We start from the raw sequence: 22,603 nt of genomic DNA, 5'->3' as shown, positions 1-22,603 counted from the left end.
CGAAACGCTGGAGAGGAAAGACGATGAGATTGACGCTTCTGTCCGCTGGTTATGGCTTTCTTGCAGGTATCGTTGCGGCCTTCGTTCTGTGGCTGATGGAGCTTCTGGCCCATTTCATCTGGTCTGGACCAGAGACGCGCTGGTACATCTTCACGATGACAATGGTTGGCGGGATGATCCTTGCAGTGCTGCGTCATTGGTATGCCGGATCAGGTCTGAACGAGCAAATCGCCGGTGCCAGAATGCTGGAATCTCAAAAACGCCGCAACACTGCTTTCCTCGCAATCATGGCAATCGTCGCTGTTGGCTTTGGTGGCGCTGTTGGCCCAGAGGCGGGTATTCTTGCCGTGGTCGCAGAAATGTCGTTGCTCATTTCGATGTTGATTGCCCGCGATCATGCTGAGGCACGATTGATTGGCGAAATTGGTGCGGCTGGCGCACTAGGTGGCATCTATGGCTCGCCTCCAGGGGCTGCTGTGATCGCACAAGAGCATCCTGAGGCACCAAAATTGCGGCTCTATCTGGCTGCTTTGACTGGGCTGCTGGGGTTTATCCTGACGGTAAGGATGTTCCTGCCGGAAAACCCGCTGCACATACATTTGCCCGATCATGTACCAGCCGGTGACGGGACTGACATTATCTTTGCAGTTCTTCCTGCAATTCTTGGGGCAGGAGCAGGGGTCTTTTTTCTTCTGATACTCCCGCTGATTACATCAGTGCTTTCCCGCTGGGAGCATATATGGCTGCAGACCCTGGTAGGAACCGCTCTGTTTGCAATGCTGGCTACCGCTTTTCCAATCCTTAGGTTCTCCGGTCACCACGAATTAGAAGAGATGCTCGTTTGGGGACAAGAGTTTGGGATGGCGGCGCTTTTGGGATTAGCCGCCCTGAAGATGCTGGCTCTGGCGCTTTGTTTGTCATCTGGCTGGCGCGGAGGGGCTGCCTTCCCCCTTTTGTTTGCCGGTGCAGCGGCAGGAGGGGCCGTGGTCTGGTTGCTTCCGGCTACGCCGCTCACGGTTGCTTTGGTATCCGGCATGGCCGCAGCCATCACCGCAGGTATGGGCAAGCCCATCGCCGCGATGTTGATCGCGCTCTTGTTGATCGGTCCGGTTGCCATTTGGCCGCTTTGCGTTGGCGCGTTGGTCGGGTGGGGCGCATCCAAACTTGCGCCGCCACAGGTCCTGCATTGACGATGCAGAAAAGTTGTCTGGATTACGCCCGGAGACGTGCTCCAGTTGGATCAAAGGGCGGCTCCGAAAGCACTGTGGCTGGTACTGATCCACCCAAAATGGCGACATGAACAGTATCGCCAGCGGTCGCTGTTCCGGCCTTCAGATACCCGATCGCAAGTGATTTTTCGACGCTATATCCATAAGCCCCGCTCGTCACTTGACCGGCGGGTGTTCCGTCGGGCAAGAAGATAGGTTCGCCGCCCAAAGCGTCATGTTCTTCGGTATGCACTTCCATGACAACCATCAACTCGCGTGGGTCTTTGCCCGCGATGGCGGCGTATGCCTCTTTGTTAAGGAAATCCTTGTCCATCTTCACAAGACCGGCCAATCCCTGTTCTTGCGGCCAATATTCGGGGCTGTAGTCGCGACCCCAAGAGCCATAGCCTTTCTCAACACGCAAGCTCATCAATGCGCGCCCACCGACGGGGCCAGCGCCGATCTCTTTTCCAGCTTCGATCAGCGCGGTGTAGAGCGTTGCCTGATCTTCGGTCGCACTGTGTAATTCCCATCCAAGATCGCCGGTAAAGGACACACGAAGAGCCACAGCCTCCACGCCCGCGATCATGATCCGCTTGGAGCGCATGAAGGGGAAGTCGGCCGTTTCCAGAGAGCTGTTAGTGAGGCGCTGCAGCAAGGCGCGGGACTTTGGGCCCGCAACGTTGAACCCGCAAATCTCTTCCGTCAGGCATTCAAACGTCGTGCCGTCTGGTAGTGGAATTTCTTTGAAGAAACGCGCATGGAACCGTTCAGCCATTCCGGACCCGATGATCATGAATTCCTCGTCGCCCAACCGCGTGACCGTGAAATCGCCCGCTAGGCCGCCGCGTTTGCCGATGAGTGGCGTTAGGCACGAGCGTCCAACGGCCTTGGGCATTTTGTTGGCAAAGAGGGCGTTTAACCAATGTTCGGCCCCGGCGCCTTTGACCGAGTAGTTGGCGAAGTTCGAAATATCGATGATCCCTGCAACCTCGCGCAGCATCCGCGCCTCGCGTCCAACGCTGTGCCACCATGGCTGACGGGTGAAGCCCGCGCTGTCCGGCGTATCCGCGTCAAAGTACAGCGGATGCTCCCAGCCATAGTTGAGGCCGAACTTTGCGCCCATATCCTTTTGCATCTCATAGATGGGTCTGGTGCGCTCGGCACGGCCAGCCTCGCGTTCTTCGCCAGGGAAGTGGATTTTGAAGCGGTGGGCGTACTGGTCCTCGACCCGCGCTTTGGTGAAGGATTTGCCGGCCCAATGGCCATGGCGCGCCATGTCCCAACCGAACATATCGAGCTTTGGTTCCCCGTCGACCAGCCATTCGGCCACGTGCTGGCCCATACCGCCGGATTGGCTGAAGCCGGGGATGATGCCGCAGCAACAGAAATAGCCGCGCAGTTCAGGGACGGGGCCAAGCAGGACGGAACTGTCAGGTGACCAGATCATTGGGCCGTTTATGACGCGTTTGATCCCAGCGGTTCCAACAACCGGTACGCGGTCAATCGCGCGCATCATGTTGTCTTCGATCCGTTCCAGATCATCGGCGAAAAGCTCATGACCGAAGCCCAGCGGTGTGCCTTCTTCGGCCCAGAACTGCACGTCTTTTTCATAGGCGCCAACAAGCAAGCCGTTGCCTTCCTGACGCAGATAGTATTCGCCATCACGGTCCGCGACGGAGGGCAGGCGGCGATCCATTCCTTCGATTTCCGAAATGGCTTCGGTCACAAAATACTGGTGTTCGGTCGGCAGTAGCGGCAGTTCGATACCCGCCATCGCCGCGACTTCTCGCGCCCAAAGCCCGGCGGCGTTGATCACCCAAGGCGTGCGGATGTCGCCTTTTTCGGTGCGGACAATCCAACTGCCATCTGATTGCGGCTCGGTCCCGATCACAGGTGTAAACCGCATGATCTCGGCCCCGCGCTGACGCGCGCCGACAGCATAGGCATTTGTGACGCCAGAGGGGTCCACGTTGCCACCGTCAGGTTCGAACATGATGCAGCGGATGCCGTCATAGTTCACGAGCGGATGAAGCCGCTCTGCTTCGTCGCGGCTCACCTCATAAAAGTTCATGCCATAGCGGCGCGCTTTGGCTTCTTGAATGCGCAGTTGGTGTTCGCGGTCTTCTGTCTGCGCTAGATAGAGTGACCCAGGTTGGAACACGCCGCAGCTTTGGCCTGTTTCCGCTTCCAGCTCATTATAGAGGTTCATCGTGTAATGCTGGAGCCGCGAAATATTGGTGCTGTCGTGCAAGCCGTGGATGTTTGCCGCTGCGTGCCATGTGGAGCCTGACGTTAGCTCATCACGCTCCAGCAGAACAACATCCGTCCAGCCCAGCTTGGCCAAATGGTAGAGGATTGAGCATCCGATAACGCCGCCGCCTATAACTACTGCCTGAGCATGGGTGCGCATGAGAAATCCTTCCGTTTGGTCGCTCCAACCGCGCAAACTTCGCGGTGTTTTGATGTGACCATAGGGGTGCGAAATGACCTGCCAAAGCCCGTTTCAACCGCATTCTTGTCGTTTTGCGCCAGTCTTCGCGCCGTGCTGATGCAAACGTGAAAGCATGATGTCGCAAATTGGGTTAGGGTTTCACGCGTTATAGAAGCTGTTTGGAGCTTTCATGGTTCGACGTTCTGTTCTGTTTGCCGCCACGTTGATTTTTCTGCCGTTTTTGGTGTCAGCGGAGCAGCGCAAGGCTTTGCCTGACTACGTGATTGCGGAGTATGGTGTTCCACCCGTAATCCCATCAGGTTCTTTAGATCCCATCATGGCAGAAGCGCTCGATGACCTTGTTGTCATTGCGCTGAACCAATCTGCTTGGTCTCCAGATGACAAGGCGGCCTTTGATGTCATTGCCAAAAGCAATGATTCACGGGTGATTTGGACGTTGACCGATATGCAGCGCTTTTCATGGCGGATGGAATTTCATGATGCTTTGACTCAATCGGTTGAGGATATTCTTCAGATAAGTTTCGATGATGGCCAGCATCGCGAAGCGATCATTAACAGGATGATCGCGTGGGATATTCCAGCCTACCCAAACTATCTGGAACACAAGCGAAGCATCTTCACCAACTACATCCCCGGTTGGGAAAAATTGTTCGTCGAAGGTGAGATTGATTGGCAACTCGTCGATTGGGGCGGGGTGGACATTGATGCGCGCCCTTACGATGCAACGGATGACATCTGCCACTGCATCCCAGCAATCGACAATCCAGAAGTGAGTTCTGCTGACGCCGCGACGTGGCTTGCAGATGACGACATTATTTTCGGCGTTGAGATCAACGGTGAAGCGCGCGCTTATCCTCGCCAGATCATGGAAGTGCGGGAGATGGTGAATGACACGCTTGGTGGTCGAGACATCGCTCTGCCGTATTGTTCACTATGTGGCGCCGCGCAGGCCTATTTTACCGACCGGATGCCGAACGGGGTCGCACGACCCGTACTGCGGACCTCAGGCCTTTTGATCCGCTCCAATAAAGTGATGTATGATGTCGAGACCAACTCGCTCTTTGATACCTTTCTCGGTACGGCTGTGACAGGACCCTTGGCGGATTTGGATGTTGTTTTGCCACCTGTGACGGTCATCACGTCCACTTGGGGCGCTTGGCGTGACGCCTTTCCCGAAACCACTGTATTGGTTGAAGAACTGGCGCTAGGTCGTGACTACAACCTGAGAGAAACTCGCGACGCACGAGGCCCGATTTTCCCAATTGGTGATGTTGATCCACGATTGCCTATGCAGGAAGACGTTGTCGGCGTTATTTCTTCGACTGGACAACCCATCGCATTTCCTCGTTCATCAGCGATAGCCGCCTTGAAGGACGGTCGTTCAGTCGAACATATTGATGTCACGCTTGTTCTTTTTGCTGACGGTCTTCGGGCGCTTACTGCGGACGGTCAACAGGTGCCAAGCCACGAAGCATATTGGTTTGCATGGTCGCAGTTTTACGATGACACGATAGTTTGGCGAGGCGAGTGAGCCTATTTGACTTACCGACCAGACATCGCGGTGCGCAGGCGGGTCGAGTTGCAAATGCAGCGCTGCGCATACTCAACTTTGCGCAAACTGTCGTTCACGTAGCCTATTGCAATGCCGCAGTCCTCTCGAGCGGCTCCTGCCATTTGGAAGGCAGGGCCATTTCGCCCATTCGCTTCGTAAAACGCATAGGCTGTAACAGCTTCTGCCAGTCTGGCGCGAAGATCGTTTTGCAGTTGATCGCCTACGCTCGCTGAGTTGATGGCGATGTCGCGGTAACTGCGACACGCCGCCAACATATCGTCGAGTGTCACGGTCGCACGGCGGTTGGCGCGAAGCGGGGCGGAAACGGAAACAAGCAGTTCGTTTTCTCCGCGGCTTTCCACGGTTCCAATGCGCTCAACAGGTACGCCTTGCGCCACAAGTTCGCGCGCAACGGCGCGCGCGCGGCGCAAACCGAGGTCTTGGTTGTAACCCGACGAGCCGACAGCATCCGTATAGCCTACCACCACTGTCGGCTTATAGGTCGGCGACGCTTTCAGGTCTTCGGCGATCTCGGCAATCTCCGCGCGGGCTTCCGCGTCAAGGACATCACTGTCGAAATCAAAGTTTACGGTTCCAAGGTCTTGTGCCGCGACAAAGACCGGAAAGAGTAGTGCAAAAAGAGTAAGCAATAGACGCATGGGCAGAGCTTTACATTTTTTCCTCTCGCTATAGTGTAAGACTTAAAGTGAGCAATCAAGCCGTAAGGCTGTTAAAACAATCACTTTTATGCCGTGAGGGATGGCTGAATGGGAAATCTGACCGGGCTGTTGAAAGCAACGCGGGGCCTGTTTCGGCTGTCTGCAATCGCGGCTTTCTGCTTCGTAATTGCGGGGCCGGCTCAGAGTTTGACAGTCGAAGAAGCAATTCTGTTTGTTCTAGAGACAAATCCCGAGATCAGTGCGGCCGAAGCTAACAAACAAGCTATCGAATTTGAGTTGGATCAGGCCCGTAGCCTCGGCACGCCGCGCTTTGAACTTGAGGGGCGTGCCGAGGCCAGTATCAATCGGGGCACGCGAACCAGTGACAGCACGGCAGCAGATGGCGCGATCGGTGGCTGGGAAGTGCGCGGCCGGATGGTGCAAACCCTCTTAGACGGCGGATTTGTCCGGTCCGAAGTTGAACGACAGGCCTACCGCATTGACGGTGCGGCGTTACGGGTCTTGGAACGGTCAGAGTTCCTGTCCCTTGAAGCGGTGCGGGTTTATGCGGATGTCCTTCGAACCCGGCAGTTGGTGCGTCTGGCGCGCAACAATGTCGCCTACCATCGCGAGGTATTCGGCCGGATCGAGCGCGCATATCAGAACGGCGTCGTTGGTATCGCCGATTATCAGCAAGCGGAAGAACGGGTCTTCCTTGCCGATGACGTTTTGCTTGAATTCGAGCTTGATGCGATTGTTGCGGAAACCTTGTTTCTTGAAACGGTCGGAGTTGACCCAACGAACCTAAGCAGCGTTCCAAGCGTTGCGCGGTTGGTCCCGGCCACTTTGGACGAAGCCTTGGCCAAGGCGCGTTCGTTGAACCCGACGGTGCGGTTCATGCAAGCTGATGTGGGTGCAGCAGAAGCTTTGTCTCGCCGTGCCGCTTCGGAACTGACACCTGACCTGAACCTTGAAGCAGATGTGCGCTATGGCGAAGACATTGGCGGGTTCGAAGGCGAAGTAAATGATGCAAGGATAGGTTTGGTTCTGCGCTATGACTTCCAAGGCGGGCGCAAGAATGCTGCTCGGGAAGAGCAAATACGTCGGGCGAGTGAATCTCGTGCACGTTTGTTGACGCAAGTTCGTTTGGTCGAACGCGAAGTGCGTCAAAGCTGGGCAGCTTTGCAGTCAGCCAAGCGTCGCGCTTCAGTCTTGAGCCGTCAGGCGAAGTTGAGCGGCGAGCTTTTGGAGTCTTACGAAAGCGAATTTGAAGTTGGTTCCCGGTCACTTCTGGATGTGTTGAATACTCAGAATGCACTGTTCCAATCGGAAGCGAACTTGGTGAATGCACGTTCGACGCAAGTTTTTGTGCATTACCGACTTCTTGCCGCGTCTGGTGTTTTGTTGCCGAGCTTTGGCATCGAACTACCAGAAGATGCACGTGACTATGCCCGTGAGCTGGAACGTGTTCCTGGCGTAAACCCCGCACCGACAAGCATCCGAAACGATGCTAGGTCACTTAGCGAGTTCCGCCGCTCGCTCGACGACTAGACCACGCCATAGGGAGGAGCCGACCGATTTCTGATCGTCCCGAGCCCAGTGGCAAGAAGCCTGTAACGCTTCAATTCTCTAACGCCGCCAAGGGCGTGCGGCAAAAGGAATGGGCGTTGGACGGGCAACCGCGTGATGTGTTAGCTGCGGCGCTTGGATCGGCAATGCTGTCTGACGGGCGTGACGTGAATGCTGTGACACTCAAGGATGGATTACCTCTTCCGCCGGATGGGAAGCTGACGCCGCAACTCGCCGTGAGAGCGGCAGAACGTGAAGGCTACCGCGCAGCACTTGTACGGCTGCGATTGAAAGACATTCCTAAAGCTGTTTTGCCTGCCGTTCTTTTTCTGCAGGGGCGGGGTGCTTGCGCGTTGCTTGATCAAGATTCTGACGGCCAATGTCTCGTCGGATGGCCAGAACGAGGATCGGGTACGTTTCGGATAGACCAATCAGAGCTTGCCGAAGCCTATGCAGGCCACGCGCTTTTGTTGCGGGCCTCGGTGGCGAACGACGCTTCCAACACAGAAGCGGAAGGCCCGAAGGGTCACTGGCTTTGGTCCACACTGCGCAGGCATTGGCCCGCATATCTGCAAGTCGCGCTGGCCTCAGCGCTCGTCAACGTCTTGGCGCTGGCGACGCCTCTTTTTACGATGAACGTCTATGATCGCGTGTTTCCGAACGCAGCTTTGGTCACGCTTTGGTCGCTCGTGGCGGGTGTAGGGATAGCGCTGACCTTTGATGCCTTCCTGAAATGGGTACGCGCAAGGGTCGTAGACAATACGGGGCGGCGGATAGATTTGGCTGTTTCGTCGGCGATCTTTCAACATCTGAGCGCGATCCGTGCCGACAGGGTGCCGGGGCAGGCGGGCAGTCTGGCGAATACCTTGAAAGACTACGAACAAGTGGTTGAGTTTTTCTCGTCCCAGACCCTCGCGACCCTGATGGACCTTTGTTTCGCGGTATTCTTCATCGCGGTTATTTTCTATATCGGTGGCCCGTTGGCATGGCCGCCCGCGTTGGCCTTAGGATTTGTCACTTTGGTCGGGTTGTTGTCGCTTTGGCCACTGCGCCGGAATGCCCAGAACAACCGAGCGGCAGCGAGTGCGAAAACCGGCGTTGCAGTCGAGAGCTTGGCAGAAGCAGAGACACTCCGCGCTGTTTCTGGTCACGGACGGATGCAAGGCCGTTGGGAAAGCCTTGTTGCGGAAGCCGCTACAACTCAATCTCGCAGCCGGTCGATCGCGACATTTGCGACAACAGTGACGGGTTTGGCCCAACAGGGCGCATCCGTTGGAATTGTGATCATTGGTGTTTACCTTGCGCTTGAGGGTCAGATCACCATGGGTGCGGTGATCGCCTCGATGATTTTGTCGAGCCGCGCTTTGGCACCAACCGCTGCGCTTTCCGGACTTTTCGTGCGCGGCAGTTTCGCCTTATCGACGTTGAAAGCGCTGAACGAATATATGTCGATCCCCTCCGACGGTGATGGGCGCAAAATGGGCGCAAGCGAAGCGTCAGGTGCAGGCGCGATTGAACTGAACGACCTTGGATTGACTTATCCCGGCGCTCAGGTTCCGGCGCTGAGCGGTATTACCGCTGCAATCGGTACGGGGGAGCGCGTGGCTTTGATTGGGCCGGTGGGGTCGGGCAAAACTAGCCTTGTTCGCGTGTTGTCCGGTCTTTGGCCTGCAAGTGAGGGTCTGGTGCTTTTGGACGGCATCAACATTGCCCAAATGTCTCCGCCTGCTTTGCGAGACCAAGTTCAAGTGGTTCAGCAAGAAGCGGTGTTGTTCACGGGTACATTGGCTGAGAACATTGCATTTGGGAAACCCGGTGCGACAGAGATCGAGATTGTGGCCGCAGCTCGGGCGGCTGGCGTCGATAAAATCGCCGCTGAACACCCCGACGGCTTTGCGATGAAAGTCGGAGAGCGGGGGCGGACACTTTCGGGTGGACAGCGCCAATTGATCGCCTTGGCCCGCGCTTTGATCCATTCGCCTCGCGTGTTGGTTTTGGACGAACCGACATCGGCAATGGATATGCAATCCGAACGTATCTTAATCGACAGCCTTGCTCGCGTGGTCGAGCAACGGAGGATGACGCTCATCATCGCGACACACCGTATGGGTCTGTTGGAACTGACTGATCGAACGATCTTGATGGCGAAGGGCAAAGTTCTGATGGATGGCCCCAAGGGCGATGTGCTCGCGCGGTTGGATCGACAAGGGCAGGGGGCTGGATAGTGGCTGGCTCTGATTGGGAATTGAGAGAGTTTGCTCAGGGACCGGACGCAGCGCGTTTGGGGAAAACATCTTGGGCGCTCACTCTGGCACTATTGGTTCTTTTGGTTGCGGTGTGTTCCTTTGTCGCGTGGGCAAGTTGGGCCCGCATCGAAGAAGTGGCGCGCGCTGATGGTGTTGTCGTCCCGTCAGGCAGAGCGCGCGGTGTTGAAAGTCTTGAGGGTGGGATTGTCCGCGCGATTTCGGTAAGCGAAGGCGATACGGTCTCGGCCGGAGATGAAATCGTACGCATTGATGACACCAGTGCAGCGGCAAGTCTTGGTGAGTTAGAGGCGCGGGGGACATCTTTGGCCGCGCGCGCCTTGCGGCTTGAGGCGGAATTAGCGGGCGCCGACACGGTTGATTTTTCATCACTCGGATTGGCCGCAGATGATCCAGTGGCTTTACGAGAAGTGGCCCTATTTGACAGCCGCCGCGCCGCGGATTTGAGCCAGACGACAGTTCTCGAAACTCAAGCCACGCAGCGACGGCAGGAAATCGAAGAGATCACAAACGCCATTTCCCGCGTCGATGAATCGCTGGCTTTGCTCGATGAAGAAATCCAACTTCGGAGCGACTCTGGCGTCGTTCCAAGGGCCCAGATTATTCCGATTGAACGCGAACGGACTGTAAAGCGGCAAGAACGCGATGGCTTGTCTGGGCGGTTGGCGCAGGCGACTTCGGCGCTGGCCGAAGCCGAAGCGCGAATTGAAGAGCTTCGGTTGAACCGCCGCGCCGACATCAATTCAGAACGCGCCGATGCGTTGGCTGAAGTGAGCGTGATTGAGGAGTCGCTGAAGCGGGCGAGCGATGTTGTCGAGCGGACCAGCCTGCGCGCACCAGTGGATGGCATTGTATCTGTGCTCAACGTTAACACGTTGGGATCGGTCGTTGCTCCGGGCGAAGAAGTGGCGCGCATTGTACCTGAGGGCGATCTTCTGGAGGTCGAAGCACGCCTGCGCCCTGAAGACATCGCTTTCATCCGAGAGGATTTGCCGGCGCGGGTTAAACTCACCGCCTTTGACTTCACGATCTATGGTGCGCTTGATGGACGCGTCGTACGGATTGGCGCGGATGCGGAACAGGATGAAGCGACTGGTACAACCTATTTCCCGATCATTGTTGAGACAGAAGCGAACACGCTAGAACGGGATGGTGAATTGCATCAGATCAAACCGGGGATGGTTGCGTCCGTCGACATCCTGACCGGTGAACGAACGGTTCTCGACTACATTCTAAAGCCATTGCGCAAAGCCCAATATGAGGCGTTGCGCGAGCGTTAGGTCAGCGTCGCAACTTCGGCTACTCCACTCGCATTCTCAAAAATGACTTCCACCGAGGGCGGTAGGCCTTGGATTAGATACGCTTGGGCACCCAATACATCGAGAGTTCCGGTCAGTGGGTTATAGTCAGCTTCTGCGTCAGTAACTGTTGCTACACCATTGACGAGCGCAGATATGTCGATCTGATCTGCACCAGTTCCATAGTCTGTGATCACGTCAGCCACGGACGGTAGCGCATCTAGGATAAAGGTATCATCACCTAGGCCGCCCTGAAGCGTATCGAATCCGGCGCCGCCAGTGAGTTGATCCGCCCCAATTCCGCCGGTCAATATGTCATCTCCAGACGATCCGATAGCAATGTCGTCACCTGCGCCAAGATCAACATCAAACCCGTTGCTCGCGGCAGAGAGATCAACAAGGTCGTTGCCTCCTTCCATGCGGAAACCGGCTATGTCGATGTAACTATCCGGTGCGCCCGTGTGCGTCACCAAATCTGCATCCGCCGTCCCTTTGGCAAAGTCGGTCCCTCCGACTGTACCAGCCACATTGGACATGACTTCTCTGGTGATGCCATCGGCTCCGACTTGCTGGCCGGTTGATACCATTTGCAGGGTATCAATATCGAGATTTGCAGTGGTTGTCGTTCGGGCAGGTCCGACCCCGCTATCGACTATGTCGTATGTCAGGATGGAAGTCGCATCATACCCAGCGGCGACGTCGATTGTAACGGTTTTGGCGCCTTGATCGACGACGATTGAGCTTATTGCGGGATCGTCAGAAGATACGTTTTCCACAATGAGAGGCGTATCTGGATCGGTCGCCGTTGCCGTCAACTCGGCAAACGTCAGGACCGTTGTCGTCGTGGTTGATACGATATCGATCGGAGGTGCGACGATGTCGGGTGCTCCGTTGATCGAGTAGGTTTGATCGGTGAAGACTTGCGTGTCGTGAGTTGAGGTCACAGTGATATCGGCGACAATATCGTCAGCAAAACCCGGCGGTATTGTCAGGGTCAGGGCCGCGACCGTAGGGACGAACACTGCCGGCGCTGCACCATTCCGCTCAAGAAGCAATGACGATCCATCTGGCGCAATCGTTCCAGCTGAGGCGATGGTGCCCGCAGGCAGTGGCGCGTCGAACGCAATCTCTACAGTCTCAAGGAACTCGTAGGCTGTTGGTGTATTGTCGTTGATTGTCGCGTCGATTCCCAAAGGAATGACCAATGCAGCACCTGTTTCGGTTGATGCCGTCGTAGTGACCGTCACGTCCAAATCTGACGTTCCGTTGATTTCGAGCGTAAACGCGCCACCCGCATTGCCACCTTCGTTGGTCGTTGCCGAGACCGTTCCATTGATGACACCGCTGTCCGTCGCGAAATCAGCAGGGAACGTGATCGTCAGATCGTTGAAATCAGCAACGGATGTGAGCGTGATGCTAAGCGGCCCTGCGGGGACCGGCGTTGTCGTGCCGCCGATCGTGTAGCTCGTCCCATCTGGAACATTATCGAGCTCATAAATGATCTCGATAGTCTCGGAGCCATCCTGATCCGTCAGATCAATGTCGATGTCCGTCGTCGGTGTGTAATCGAGCGGCGCATCAGTTTCATCGATGGAGACGGTCGGGTTTCTGAGGTCAAAGTCGAGGTCAGGCGAGACAGCGATGTCGAGTGTCAATTCAAGAACATCGGACCGTTCGTTATCAATGTAGCCATCGCCGCTCCACGGGGCAGGGACATCGTCGATCGTGATCGCTGTGACTTTTAAAGAGGCAGTATCACCACCGAAATCCTGTGGTGGAATGAAAGTCAGCTGCCCATTTGGAATAAATGTGTCTACTCCCGGAACAGAAACGTTTTGTTGGCCATCGAGGACAACAAAGGCATGAGGAACACCGCCATACGGATCATCTGGATCGGCTGGATTTGAGAACTGTAAGGTAAGCGGTGTGCCGTCCAATTCAAACACAGGAAGATTTGCCGGGTCAAATCCACCACTCGGAATTTGAATAGCGACCTCGAACTGCATGGCCTCGTGCGGATCAGGCGTGTTACCGGTTATAACAATTTCATAAGGTTGTGGTTGGTCTTCAACGCCGGTGGTCGGAGTAACACTCGCAACCAATTCCGGCTTATCTGCATCAGGGCGAACCTGAATAAAGAACTTACTATCAAATTCGAACTCATCGCCATTCGGCAGCTCATAGCTGATCAATCGAATGTCGACTTCAACCTGACTAGGCACAGTCGGATCAAGATTGTCGGGTGTGCGCGCGTGTTCGTCCTTCAACTTGAGCCAGATTTTGTCGAAGTCTTCTAGCGCGATGGTAAATGTTCCGTCACCGTTGTCGATGATGGACGTCAGCGGTCTTGTCGCGCCAATCTCGAGATTTGGATCAGGGATAAATACGGCTGATAGAAATTCGGACCCGTCCATGTCAGGGGTAAAGGCCGGCGCGATTTGTTGAAGGAAAATCCTTTGATCTTCGATGGCCGTCACGACCACGAAATCATCCGTTACATCGTCAGGAGTACCGTTGTCGTTGAGAACGGCAATAGGCAATCCGGTTTCAGGATCGAGAAGCGTTTCATCAATATCGACAACCGGTTCATCTGCAATTGCGTCGATTTCGATACTTCCGCTTCCTGTCCATGTTTGAGGTGCCAGATCAATGTCTTCAGTTTGCACCGCAACGCTAACCGTCAGTTCGCCATGAATGTGATTTTTGGGGATAATATAGAGACCGGCAAGGTCGGCCTGATCAAGGGTGTAGACGTAATCTCCGCCGATGATCTGAAGGCGCCCATCATCGATGATTTTGCCACCCGCATCATAAAGACCGCTTTGTTCCAATCCCAACGTTTGATCGAGTAACGAGAGCGGACCCCCGATATGAGTTCCGTTTATCGTAATGACAACGGAACTTCCCGGTACAATCCGCTCTCCTCCGTCCGGACTGCTTACGCTAATGTTCAGGTCGATGGGTTGGTCTTCTGGCGTTGGGTAGTCGGCAGTAGGTGCCTGACTTTCCAGACTGACGTTAATGATCGCCGGATCGAGGACTGGCGCGATTGTAATATCTAGTGAGCCTGTTCCGGTCGTCGTTGTACCACAGGTGATATCGTTCAGAACCATCGAGAGTTCGAGGTCAGGAAGGTTGTCGTATGGATCGACCGGCCCAAACGTTTCAGTGGGATTAAACGGATTGACTGGAGACGATTCATGCGCAGGCGGGGTGTAGAAAATCGTCCCCGACGAAACTGTGTCGCCGTCCCCGTTCCCGGAGAGGAATTTCTGCAGATCAATTGCCCATCCACCGGAAACAGGATCATAAATGATCGAGCCCGGCGGATCAGCGGAGATTTGTGATCCGGGCGGAAGGTCGATCAAGATACCAAGGTCGCCTTGGATTGCGATGCCTTCAAGAGTCGGCAAATTGATCAGATCAAGAATGTCTTGGTATTGTGGGTTTCCGCTTGGATCGATGTGAAGCTTAAGCTCCGCCGCTTCGTCTTCTAGTCCACTACCCTTGAGCGAAATGGTCGGAACATCGAGCGGAACATCAGGGCAATTGTCGCCTCCGCCAGTGTCCTCGGGGAGAAGAACGATTGAGATCGTTTCTTCTTGGAAAGCGGCACCTCTATCGGTGGCGATCGCGTTCAAGAAGCCGGCGATATCAATCACTGAATTGGAAATTGGGTCTAAGAAAAGCGCTCGGGTCGAGGAAATTAGCGTAGGGCTTACATCATCCTCAATGACGATCGCATAGAAACTCAGATCGTAGTAGGTGACGACATCCACATCAGGCGGAACAAAGGCGAGCGTTGCCAGTTGTTGGGCGGTGACAAGATAGGTTTCGCCTGTCGGGTCGACTGGTGTCACTCCAAGGAAAGATCCTCCAGGAGGGACACCGGTGATAAGGTAATAAAGCGTCTCTGACCCATCAAACGGTGTGCCACCGGTGATCGCGGTCGTCTCCGTCATGATGCCTGTGATCGGATCGGCGGCTTGGAAAATTTCATCTGGAGCTAAGGAAGCAAACCCGTTTTCCAGCGCATTGTCGGTTAGGCGCTGATTAAGAAGGAACGGTGCGCTGTCATCTCCTGCATAACCATAAACACGGTTGTAATTCTGAATGGGGCCCGGAGCGATCCCGCCTGGACCATCGGTGTCAAAACTATTCGCACGATAGACCGCATCAATGTCCGCCAAAGCAATGCCGTTTGGCGTTAGCGTTGGGTCTTCTTGCTGTGCAGTGGTGATTGGCGTGTCAGCGACGCCTTCAACTTCGATGGATACCGTACCGATATTTGTTGTGACTTCGGATGGTTTGATTTCTTCGACGTATTCGACCTCGATTTGGAAGGTCAGTTCTTCGTTACTGTCGATGCCTGCAAGCATGGTCAGGTTTGGTACGACTGACCAATCGATCCATGCGGTCGGATCAATTAAGTTCAGATAGCCTGTTTCATTATAAGGGTCCGTCAGATCAGGCGGATTGGCTGGGTCAATCTGTGGAGGGCCATCAAACAGTAGGAACGGACGCCCGAATGAGTCGCGTGGAAAGTCGCCATCAACAAGGCGGAAGCGATCGACGATCTCTTTTGAGATATCATTTGGTCGATCGACAAGAAGTGCTGCACTGTCGATGATGTTTGCGGATATATTGACGCCAAACGGCGTATCTTCAACGCCAGACCCGTTACCACGAGGGTTACCGCCATCGGCAACTGGTTCGATCCGCAATATCTCGTTGTAGCTAGACACCCGTGTCCCGCCGCCGTCAAATTCTGTCGTGATGGCATCGATTTGTAGCGGGAAATCACCTGCAAGATGAAGCGGAACACCGCGGAATTGAACGTTTTCCCAAGCACCGTCTTGCAAACTCCAATCCGACGATCCATCTGGATTGATTTGGGTGATCAGGGCAGGGGCGTAGGGGCTCGTTGGATCACCAACAACGGAAGGCACAAAGACGGAAACACCACTTGGGATCGCGCGCAGGACAACCGCAGTGATGATCTCTGACCCGTCTTTGTCGTCGTGATCAAGGATGATGTTTATGTCCCAAATTCCGCTTGGGCCTCCGGGAAGGTTGTCGATGACAGCCTCATTGCCGACCGAAATATCAACGATGACGGCAAGGTTGTTAACCGGCGCGACATCAATGTTGACTTCAACTTCTGCCGTTTCGGTATCGTCGGTTTTTGTATTTCCATCCCGCGTTGAAACAACGGCAGTGATGTCCTGACCGAAAAACTCTCCCTCCGAAGTGCCGTTGGTTTTGCCAGTGGCATTGAACGGACGCACGACACCAAATGGTGCAACTTGGTCTGGATCCCAGTCTTCATAGGGCGTTGGCTTCAATACGAGCGACGCTGAGAACTCGACAACATCATCTACAAATTCGATGGTAAGCACGCGACCTGTTGGATCGAAGCGGATCGACTGAATTTTGTCGAGTTCCGCTTGGAGAATTGGGGCATCACCTGAAAGGCTCCGCAACAAAATCCATTCTGACTGAGGAACCGTTCCGCCTTGCCAGCTTGTCGGATACCAATCCGTCGGCACGTTCGAGATTACCAAATTCTCGAGCTCTTCTGATCCGTCGCGGTCAGGTGTGGAGGCATTCAGGCCAAGGTACACTTGCACCTGATCATTGATGGAGCCGTCAGGCAGGGTGGGGGGGTTCGTCCCCGGACCAGTCCCGTCCAGAGTGGACTCTCGTAGCTGCATGATTTCCGCGATCGTGATGGACTCGCCATTCTTTGCTTCGCCGGACACACTCATCGGCGCGCCATCAACCACGTCATTGTCAGTGAAGTCGAGTGGGTCAGTCGCCCCGCCATCGAGCACAAAAACATCCAAAGCCAACGTAGCTTCAGCAATTGGGCGCACCGTTATCGTCGAGGTGAACGTGCTGTCCGTCGCGAAGTTGTCGCTGATATCAAACTCGCCACCGGGAGGGGCGTCCACCGTCTGGGTTTCCTGCCAACTGATTGTCCCGGAGTTGCTTAAAACACCTGAGAAATGTTGCGGAACCTCGATACGCAGCTCCGTTAGGGCATCTTGGAACTCAGCATCCGTCGCGCCGGCGGCCTTGCTCAGAGTAAAGCTTGTACTGCTCGTTCCCGGAATAGGGACGCGCACGATATCAATGGCCCCAGACGTTCCGCCCCCTGCGAAAAGGCGCAGATTGCTGTTCAAATTGGGATCGTAGTTGTCGCTGAGGGTTGCGACATCAATGGTCAGTTCCAAACCGGTGATGAATTCGGAACCGTCCGTATCCGACAGCGCTACGTCTTCAAGGCCAAGTCTAAAGCGTTTGACATTTGTTGTGTCTTCATCCGTATTGCGGTTTTTCCCGCTCACGGCCAAATCATCCACGACTGCATCGACATCAAGATCAACAAAATCCGCCGCCGTTTGTGTATCTGTTGGAAGGCCGGTGGCCATATCGACAGACGTTACCGTCGCAGTGATTTCATTCCCGCCCAAGAGAGTCGCTACGTCCTCGTCACGGTCCGCTTCTGGCTGCAATTGGAACACGCCGGTGAAATCAGTCACACCTGCGTTCAGCATGATTGTCAGCGTCGTGCCTGAAACGCTGGCCGAGGCAATTTGCCCATCGCCTTCGATGATTTTGCTCGGATCGACGTTGCCGTCGCCGTTCGTCAGCCAATTCGTCGGGATGTTTTCAACGACCACCATCGTGAGGGCTTCTGACGTATCTTTGTCAGCCGTCGTCGCCTCAATCCGAAGCTGGGCGGGTGTGTCCTCTTTGTTTGAGAAGTTCTTTGGCCCAAGCTGGAACGTCGTGGCATCCGTGTCGATGGAGACTTCAATCTCTGGCTCAGCAACAGGCGTAATGTCGAGGAGGAACTGATCGCTTGCTGTTCCTTCATTGGAAGTGACATCGACATCCATCGTAATTCGACCGGAGAAATGAGTCGGGAAACTATCTATTGCCAATGTCAAAAGCTCGGCTTCTGTACCGGTCCAAACATTGTTGGCTGGGTTAAGAACTGTGCCGTCGCTGAGGATCGTATCACCATTGGTTGGCAAGCCGGTGAATGTGACCCGCAAGTCTTCTAAGCGCTCTGACCCGTCAATATCCGTGATTGCAACGTCAAGTTCGAGCGGGATTGGCGCACCGAGGTCTTCAATCCGCGTGATGTCTTGACCGGTGATCCGAATGTCGCCTTCGGCATCAACGTTGACCTCAAAGGCAACTTGCTCAATCCCATCATTGGGGTTTGCAGGTGTTGGTGTCTCGCCCGCCGCGATCGATTCATCGGTGGCAAAGATGACAGTGCCTGTCAGGGGTCCATTGTCGGGGCTTTCGGTCGAGAAATCGTCAGGCAAACGGATAACAAGATCGTCGTATTCAGCTTTGCTAATAGGTCCGAGTGTAAACACACCACTTGGCACAGCATTAAAGACCAAGCCGCCATCGACCGAATACAGGGCATCATCCGGAAGGTTATCGAACGTGACTGTGACTTCTTCTATGGATTCCGAACCGTCCGCGTCGCTCGCTTGAGCGTCAAAGAGTTGCGTCAGCGAGAACTCAAGCGGCAATTCAGTTGTCGCATCGGTATCGATGCTGCCTGCGGGGTCGTTCTCGGACAGGGTTATTGTACCCGGTCCCGTAACGTCTAGGTCGCCCTCGGCAGATAGAGTTATCGTCAAGGTCTCTTGAACAAACCCGCCTTCGTTGGTTGTTGCGGTGAATTGGGCCTCAAGCGTTGTTCCCGGGTTCTCTGTAGAGAAATCAGGTGGCAGATAGATGATAAGGTTCTGATATTCGACGCCATCAAAGAAAGCGGGAAGCGGCGCTGCAACACGGCCCGCGCCGATATCGTATTCGGTTCCGGGTGGAAGGTCAGGGAAAATCAGCGAAACAGCGTCGATGAATTCTGACCCATCGTTATCGTCTGCTCCCGGTTGCAAGTAGTCGAACGGGCGAACCGCGACAAAATCGTCCGTCTCTGCCAATGGCGGCATGGGATTGACGACGAGCGTGATATCTTCTTCGTAATTTATCCTGATTTCAACGTCGAAGTCTTCTGGGCCTAAGATTGTGCCCCCTTGGATCGTCTCAATCGAAAGGTTGGCGACCAACGGTAGATCCGGATCGGGGCTTGCAGTCGAGAAGTCGGTCGGGAACACCAGTTCCGCGTCAGCTGGGGAGGGGCCGGGATCGCCTTGTGTCCATTGATACTCAAAGCTTAACAGGCCCGTGGTCGGATCCGTAGTGAACGTGCCAACTGGATCGCCAGAAACACGATCAATCGCTTGCGTCCCCGGTGGAAGGTCATCCAATGTGAAGTCGATCGAATATAAGGTCTCATTTGGAGGTACGACATCGACTGCCACGAAAGAGGATAACAAGACCACGAGATCCGCATCGGTCTCATCAACCTCGACCCGGCCGTCTACAGCAACGTCGATAACTGGACGAATTATGATTTGTTTGACGTCTTGGACAATCCCCTCAGGCGTCTCAACAGTGACTTGTGCAAGCGTGGTTCCGGAATAATCCCCCGGGTAACGCAGTTGTAAATTATTGGCGTCATCGACAGAGCCAGTCCATTCACCAGTCAGAGGGTCGACTGCACCACGATTGGCGCTCAAGCCTCCAACCACTTGGCTGAATTGTATCATGACCTGCGACCCAAATGGCGCTGATGTGTTTTCTTGATCCTCGGAGTCGTCGGTATCATCGACGGAAATCGATAGACCGAGATCAACCGTCACGCCGACAGAGACGTTTGGTATCCCACCGTCTTCGTCGGCAATGACCGTATCGCCGACATCCAAATTGATGTCGTGCGTGAAATCAATGTTCACTTCGGCCGTAGCTGTGGCTTCGCCATCAATTGCGGTATCGTCACCGGAAATCTGATCTTCGTTTGTGACGACATTGATCGTGATCTGGATCGGAAGCGCAGTTTCTCCGGGCGCGAGATCGCTGCGGTTGGCGGTCGAGAAATCCGGTGGAACGGTCACAGTAACAGCGCTGAACAGATCAGCAGCATCGCGACCTGTGAACGTAGCGGTGAGGGTGCCCGGTCCCGTTCCGCTTGGGTCATATGTTAGCGAGGCGCCTGCTGGCAGCCCACTGAAGCTTGCCAAATCAAACCGACCTAGAGGATCATTCGGCAAACCAGTTATGATGAGCTCAAGCGATTCAAAAATCTCATACCGCGGGGCAGGGGCGCTTAGCAGAGAGTCCAAATCGGTCACTTTGGGATCAAGATAGTCGCCCAAAGTGAAGGTGAGCGCGGCGTCCGTTTCCTCAAGATTGTCCGGCGTCAAAACGTCGATTTCGACGTCGCCCTCGGGCGTGATGATCAATTCGACTGGCACCGGGCCATTGCTGCCCTCGGTCGAAACGCCAGAAATCTCACCAACGATGGACTCTTGGATCAGATTGTCTGACCCGTCCAAAACCGCTGTGGAAAAGTCTTGCGGGAATGCAATACGCAGCTGTTCATACTGTTCGCCTGTCCCGATGAATGTGAAATCACCCCCGTTTACCGGATCATAGGTGATGCTGGGCGTCCCGTCTGGGAAACCAGGGAACGCAGCACTTGTGGTCACTCCTGGTGGGAGATCGCGGAGGGTGAGAGTCACCTCCGTCAGTGCTTCCAGAGGAAGCCCGGGATCAAGGTCACTAATAGAAACGACCCATTCCGAGGAAGGATTGATCGTGAATGGCGCATCTGTTTCGGCCACAACGATTGGATCGACATCAATATCAACATCGCCTTTCGGCGTAACCACCAACTCTTGGCTGGCATCTTCTTCACCTTCCAAATTTGTGGCGCGGATGGTCCAAGACACCGAACCCGAAAAGTCGCCGGGCAGTTGGAATGTCAGATTGTTGGCATCATCCAACGTGCCTCGCCAAAAGACCGAGGCTTCTTGGAATATCCCACGCGAAAAAGTGGTGCCGGGCGGCAGGTTCGCAAACTCGATGGAGACGATGGTGTTGTCTTCCGACCCGTCGATATCTTCAACACGGACATCGATCATCGGGTCGATCAACACACCGCTCCCGTCTGGGCCGGCCGTGTCTTCCATTGCCATAAGTGGACTATCCGCGATGATGACAATGTCGGGTGTCGCTTCGATCTCAATCGTGAAATCGCGCGATGCCATTCCGTTTTCATCGGTGACTGCCGTCAGCGTGCCGCCAAGCTGGGTCGGGGGGTTCTCGGTTGAGAAATCGCGGGGCAGGCGCACGACGATTTCTTCGTATTCGGCCAATGATCCTTGAAAGACAAAATTGGGACCGACAGCCGCAAAATCCGCCTCAGCGCCAGTCAGAGAAATCAAAGTCCCGGGCGGCAAAGGAAACAACGTCAGCGTGACTCCTGTGATACTTTCACTCCCATCAGCATCTGTTGCCACGGGATTCAGAGCGTCGGAAATTTTGATATCTATTGGGGCATCCGTCTCAATATCCGCAACGACACCGGAACCCTGAATTTCCACATCACCTTCGACTGTTATCGTCAAAGGGATATCGGTGCTTGTCCCTTGCCCAAAGTTGGAATTCGCAGAAATCGAAACGATGAGGTCGCCAGAAATATCGGTACCGTTTGGACCGTCGTTCCGATTGTCGGTCGAGAAATCTTTAGGGAACAAAATCTCTAGATTGGCAAACTCTTCGACGGTCCCGTTGAACTCAAATGTCAGCAATCCGTTGCTATTGGTAAATGTTCCAAAATTTGAAGTCGTGCCTATCGGTAGATTTTCGATCGTAATGGTAACGTCGGTAATGCGTTCGCCGTCCTCAAAGCCACCAGCGACGATATCGACGAAATCGTCAGGTCTGAACACCAGCGCTGCATCGGTTTCGGCAAGAACAGCTTCGCCAGTAATGTCAAAGTCAACATCAGGTGGGCCAATACCGCCATCATTGCCGGTCTCTCGACGTTCATACTCCGGGAATTCGTAGTCAACAGGTGGCAAAAGCGGATTGATTGCAAGCCCGACCAGAGGATCTCCGACAGTGACGATTTCTTCCTCGCCAGAACCGCCAATTCCTGTTTGAGTTCCACCCGAAAGCTCCAACAGCGTGACTTGCTCAACATCGTCTAAAGATTGCCAAGTCTCTTCGTGAAGTGCGAGATCATTGTAGCGCGTGACGGGAATGCGAAAGCCGTCGACAAGTAGCACAAGGTTTTCACCCATAGCGTCGCCGAGAACCAACAATGTACCATCGGGCTGAACGAGGATCAGGTCATTTCCGAGGATCAGTGGCCAACTGACGTTGAAACCTTCGGGGACGCTAAAGGCAACGATACCTGACACATCTACAAATGTAACGCCAGGAACGTCAGCACCGCTTCGAGCTGCTTCAACAAGTTGACTTACATCGACTTGTTTAAGACTCTGATTTGTCAGCCAATTAATCGATCCGTCTGCCATAGCAAGTAAACCTAAAATTGCATGACAACCCTGCGATGTATGGCATTGTGAAGCAAGTTAATTTAGCAAAATTGCCCGCCTTGGCCGCGATTTAACATAAGATTGATTACGCGGAATATTTGTTTTGAACGTCGTTGTTGGCTCAGAGTTCAGGTTGTTAAGCGATCGAGGAATTTGG

Annotated in this window: 8 protein-coding genes; 5 read left to right on the top strand and 3 right to left on the bottom strand. The window is 54.6% G+C overall.

Features of this window, described 5'->3' with window-relative positions:
• Window positions 1-23 precede the first annotated feature (23 nt).
• Window positions 24-1,190 (top strand): chloride channel protein, encoded by a 1,167-nt coding sequence (locus BUA85_RS16105; RefSeq protein ID WP_072902923.1) that lies wholly within the window; start codon window positions 24-26, stop codon window positions 1,188-1,190.
• A 22-nt stretch (window positions 1,191-1,212) separates the two neighbouring features.
• Here the strand turns inward: BUA85_RS16105 and BUA85_RS16100 are convergent, their stop codons facing one another.
• A complete protein-coding gene (locus tag BUA85_RS16100) occupies window positions 1,213-3,621 on the bottom strand; it encodes a GcvT family protein (RefSeq protein ID WP_072902988.1) in 2,409 nt (802 codons plus the stop codon).
• 211 nt (window positions 3,622-3,832) lie between these two features.
• Here BUA85_RS16100 and BUA85_RS16095 point away from each other — a divergent pair, with 211 nt between their 5' ends.
• On the top strand, window positions 3,833-5,194 hold the full coding sequence (locus BUA85_RS16095) for a DUF3179 domain-containing (seleno)protein (RefSeq protein ID WP_072902922.1): 1,362 nt from the start codon (window positions 3,833-3,835) through the stop codon (window positions 5,192-5,194).
• Between the two features lie 11 nt (window positions 5,195-5,205).
• On the opposite strand, the gene BUA85_RS16090 is transcribed toward BUA85_RS16095, so the two are convergent.
• Window positions 5,206-5,874, bottom strand: coding sequence for an OmpA family protein (locus tag BUA85_RS16090; protein WP_072902920.1), 669 nt, complete (start codon window positions 5,872-5,874; stop codon window positions 5,206-5,208).
• Window positions 5,875-5,982: 108 nt separating this feature from the next.
• Between BUA85_RS16090 and BUA85_RS16085 the strand changes: the two genes are divergently transcribed.
• From BUA85_RS16085 to BUA85_RS16075, 3 genes are all read left to right on the top strand, one after another.
• On the top strand, window positions 5,983-7,425 hold the full coding sequence (locus BUA85_RS16085; RefSeq protein WP_072902918.1) for a TolC family protein: 1,443 nt from the start codon (window positions 5,983-5,985) through the stop codon (window positions 7,423-7,425).
• 116 nt (window positions 7,426-7,541) lie between these two features.
• A complete protein-coding gene (locus BUA85_RS16080; protein WP_131802826.1) occupies window positions 7,542-9,668 on the top strand; it encodes a type I secretion system permease/ATPase in 2,127 nt (708 codons plus the stop codon).
• Window positions 9,668-10,987 (top strand): HlyD family type I secretion periplasmic adaptor subunit, encoded by a 1,320-nt coding sequence (locus BUA85_RS16075; protein WP_072902914.1) that lies wholly within the window; start codon window positions 9,668-9,670, stop codon window positions 10,985-10,987. The genes BUA85_RS16080 and BUA85_RS16075 overlap by 1 nt, the downstream gene beginning before the upstream one ends.
• Here BUA85_RS16075 and BUA85_RS16070 read toward each other — a convergent pair.
• Window positions 10,984-22,425 (bottom strand): hypothetical protein, encoded by an 11,442-nt coding sequence (locus BUA85_RS16070; RefSeq protein WP_072902912.1) that lies wholly within the window; start codon window positions 22,423-22,425, stop codon window positions 10,984-10,986. The genes BUA85_RS16075 and BUA85_RS16070 overlap by 4 nt on opposite strands.
• Between the last annotated feature and the right edge of the window lie 178 nt (window positions 22,426-22,603).

Source organism: Cognatiyoonia sediminum (assembly GCF_900129845.1).
GTDB lineage: Bacteria > Pseudomonadota > Alphaproteobacteria > Rhodobacterales > Rhodobacteraceae > Cognatiyoonia > Cognatiyoonia sediminum.
Note: the sequence above shows the minus strand (reverse complement) of the source record. Positions and strands in the feature narration are given on the sequence as shown.

Excerpts from the sequence above, each read along its gene's own strand:
- BUA85_RS16105 (WP_072902923.1), top strand. The coding sequence starts at position 24 with ATGAGATTGACGCTTCTGTCCGCTGGTTATGGCTTTCTTGCAGGTATC.
- BUA85_RS16100 (WP_072902988.1), bottom strand. The coding sequence starts at position 3,621 with ATGCGCACCCATGCTCAGGCAGTAGTTATAGGCGGCGGCGTTATCGGA.
- BUA85_RS16095 (WP_072902922.1), top strand. The coding sequence starts at position 3,833 with ATGGTTCGACGTTCTGTTCTGTTTGCCGCCACGTTGATTTTTCTGCCG.
- BUA85_RS16090 (WP_072902920.1), bottom strand. The coding sequence starts at position 5,874 with ATGCGTCTATTGCTTACTCTTTTTGCACTACTCTTTCCGGTCTTTGTC.
- BUA85_RS16085 (WP_072902918.1), top strand. The coding sequence starts at position 5,983 with ATGGGAAATCTGACCGGGCTGTTGAAAGCAACGCGGGGCCTGTTTCGG.
- BUA85_RS16070 (WP_072902912.1), bottom strand. The coding sequence starts at position 22,425 with ATGGCAGACGGATCGATTAATTGGCTGACAAATCAGAGTCTTAAACAA.